Annotated in this window: 1 protein-coding gene; it reads right to left on the reverse strand. The window is 43.7% G+C overall.

Features of this window, described 5'->3' with window-relative positions:
• Positions 1-59: 59 nt before the first annotated feature.
• The gene (gene rpmB, locus ACTHSP_RS21230) at positions 60-293 is read right to left on the reverse strand and encodes a 50S ribosomal protein L28 (protein ID WP_002216391.1); all 234 of its coding nucleotides are present in this window, start codon (positions 291-293) and stop codon (positions 60-62) included.
• Between the last annotated feature and the right edge of the window lie 369 nt (positions 294-662).

A 662-nucleotide genomic window follows, 5' to 3' on the forward strand; every position in this document is an offset into this window, starting at 1 on the left:
CTGGACTCCAGTTTGATTTTATCGCGCATTGCAGTAATCCTTAATTAATGGTGTTTAAATTAAGCTTCGCCGCGAGCACGCAAATCAGCCAATACGACATCAATGCCTACTTTATCGATGGTGCGCAATGCAGCGTTAGAAACGCGCAGGCGAACCCAGCGGTTTTCACTTTCTACCCAGAAACGACGTGATTGCAAGTTAGGCAAAAAACGACGTTTGGTTTTGTTGTTGGCGTGTGATACGTTATTGCCAGACATCGGGCGCTTACCGGTCACTTTGCAAACTCGTGCCATGGTTAGTCTCCAAACTTCTAAAATAGTAAAACGCGATTTATACCACGAAATCCGCCTTCAGTTCAAGTCGTTTGCTGAAAAAACGGGATTTGTGGAAATAAATCTTCTCAATATGTTGCATCTGCGAAACGGTATTTCGCAAAGCCTTAACTTTTCAATTATAACGGATTTCTTTAAAAAAATCATCTGTCGTTTGCGTAGTTGGCGAAATAAACAGGCCGTCTGAACATTTCAGACGGCCTGTTTGTCATCATGCTTTTTTCTTCAACGCCGCATTCAAAATGCAGCCGAGTATAAAGCAGGCTAAAGAGGGAACAACCCACCCTAAACCGATATTGTAAAACGGCAATGCGCGCTCGATGGCAGCAG

Source organism: Neisseria sp. P0001.S005 (genome assembly GCF_051963715.1).

Excerpts from the sequence above, each read along its gene's own strand:
- rpmB (WP_002216391.1), bottom strand. The coding sequence starts at position 293 with ATGGCACGAGTTTGCAAAGTGACCGGTAAGCGCCCGATGTCTGGCAAT.